The sequence below is a fragment of the Stenotrophomonas sp. 05L44_2 genome, assembly GCF_056665995.1.
Window position 1 is genome coordinate 1 of record NZ_JBFTNR010000729.1, and the last position, 2,082, is coordinate 2,082.

Annotated in this window: 2 protein-coding genes and 2 tRNA genes; all 4 read right to left on the minus strand. The window is 67.1% G+C overall.

What is annotated here, in order from left to right:
* Position 1 precedes the first annotated feature (1 nt).
* The 4 genes from AC1VAN_RS19885 to thiD all read right to left on the minus strand — a co-directional run bounded on the left by AC1VAN_RS19885 (position 2) and on the right by thiD (position 1,936).
* Positions 2-78, minus strand: a tRNA-Arg gene (locus tag AC1VAN_RS19885).
* Positions 79-136: 58 nt separating this feature from the next.
* Positions 137-213: transfer RNA gene (locus tag AC1VAN_RS19890), tRNA-Arg, on the minus strand.
* Positions 204-1,130, minus strand: a complete 927-nt coding sequence (locus tag AC1VAN_RS19895; protein ID WP_480986542.1) for an alpha/beta hydrolase family protein — start codon at positions 1,128-1,130, stop codon at positions 204-206. Before AC1VAN_RS19895 ends, AC1VAN_RS19890 begins: the two co-directional genes overlap by 10 nt.
* Positions 1,127-1,936: a bifunctional hydroxymethylpyrimidine kinase/phosphomethylpyrimidine kinase gene (thiD, locus tag AC1VAN_RS19900; RefSeq protein WP_480986543.1), complete on the minus strand. Its 810-nt coding sequence runs from the start codon at positions 1,934-1,936 to the stop codon at positions 1,127-1,129. The genes AC1VAN_RS19895 and thiD overlap by 4 nt, the downstream gene beginning before the upstream one ends.
* Between the last annotated feature and the right edge of the window lie 146 nt (positions 1,937-2,082).

A 2,082-nucleotide genomic window follows, 5' to 3' on the forward strand; every position in this document is an offset into this window, starting at 1 on the left:
GTGGTGCGCCCGGAGAGATTCGAACTCCCGACCGCCTGGTTCGTAGCCAGGTACTCTATCCAACTGAGCTACGGGCGCGCGGTACACAATCAAATTTTACTGCACTTCCAGCGGCGGATGCTGAAGGTCTGTCGAGTGGTGCGCCCGGAGAGATTCGAACTCCCGACCGCCTGGTTCGTAGCCAGGTACTCTATCCAACTGAGCTACGGGCGCCCTGCGACAGGAGCGGAATTATGCGGATGTCGGCGCGAGTCGTCAACGCTTTTGTGAAAATTTTCACCCAACTGAATGAAAAACGCCTCTGCGACAGCCTCCGGGTGTTTCATCCACGCGAAGTGATCGGCCTGCGTACCCAGCTCCTGCGCAGAAAGCACGCGTAATTCCGAGGCGACATTCGGCAGTTTCGCCAGCAGCGCCTGCATTGATCCGCTCGGCGCCAGCCAATCGTCTTCCATCAGCACCGCCTGCGCACTGCCGTGCACGCGCGCCATCTGCGCATCCAGGTCCTCGTCCATGCCTGCGGCGGCGTAGTGATTGCTCAGCCCTACGCGTGCCCAGTCAGCGATCAGTCCGCGTGCTTCGGTGCCGCCGAAACCGAGCCGGCGCCCGTGCAGCACGCCCTGGCGCCGCGCGATCCACGGCAGGAAGCGATAGATCAGTGGCAGCAGCCAACCGCGTGGTGGCGGGAACGTGCGCCAGAACGGTGTGCCGCTGGCGGCCAGCCACAATCGATCGAACGCCTGTGGTTGGCGTCCGGCGTGCACGCAGGCCAGCTGCCCACCCAGGCTGTGGCCACCGATGATCCATGGCAGTGCCTCCTGCGCGTCATCGGCATCGGCGAGCAGGGCCTCGCTGGCCGGCAGATCGTGGTCGAGAATCTGCCGGTAGCCCCAATCCGGGCTGCGCGACGGGCGCAGCGAACTGCTGCCATTGCCACGCCATTCGTGCAGGTAGACCGCCACGCCCCTGGCTGCAAGTGCCTGCGCCAGTGGTACGTAGTGGCGCGCGGCCACGCCCAGCGCCGGCAGCCACAACAGCCGTGCCAGCGGCTGTGCGGGCGCACAGGCGATCACGTCGAAACGGTGGCCATCGCCGCTGTTCACAGTGAGCGCGCGTAGCGAATCACTCATGCGTGGGGCGCCGCGCCGAAGTGGTCCAGTACCAGCACCTCGCTGCGACCGGGCGCATAGCCCTGCTGCAATCCGCGCGCTACGTAGTCGATGCCGGCTTCGCAGGCGTTGGCCAGGCTCAGCCCGTTGCAGAGCTGCGCGGCGATGGCCGAGGCCAGCGTGCAGCCGGTGCCATGCGCATCCAGTGGCAGGCGGGCATGGATGACTTCTTCGCTGCTGACGCCGTCGAAGTAGCGGTCGACCACGCGGTTGCCTTCGTGCAGGTGCCCGCCCTTCAGCAGCACTGCACCGGCGCCCAGATCAAGGAGCGAGGCGGCGGCCCGCTCTGCATCGTTGCCATCGGCGATGCTGCGGCCGACCAGCAGCTCCGCTTCGGGTGCATTGGGGGTGACCAGGGTGGCCAGTGGCAGCAGCCGTTGACGCATTGCCTGCAGCGCGCTGTCCTCCAGCAGGCGCGCACCGCTGGTGGCCACCATCACCGGGTCGAGCACCACGTGCGGTGGTCGATGGCGTTCCAGTGCATCGGCCACCGCGTGGATCACCTCGGCGTTGGCCAGCATGCCCAGCTTCACCGCGTGGATGTCGAAGTCGKCGAAGCAGGCWTCGATCTGCGCGCGCAGGAAGTCGATCGGTGGCACGTGCACGGCGCGGACGCCGCGGGTGTTCTGCGCGGTCAGTGCGGCAATCACCGACAGCCCATGCACGCGATGCGCGGCGAAGGCCTTCAGGTCGGCCTGGATGCCGGCGCCGCCGCCGGAGTCGGAGCCAGCGATGGTCAGGGCGGAAACAGGGGTGGTCGGGCTCATGCAGCGATTGTGCCGTGCTGCCTTGCCAGGGGGTAGTGCCGGCCGGGCTGCGCCCGGCACCGGCACAAGCAACAGCAACACCTGGAGCAACGGCGGCATGTGGTGGGATGCGGGGTGGTGTGGGCCTGCAGGACACGCCGTAGACC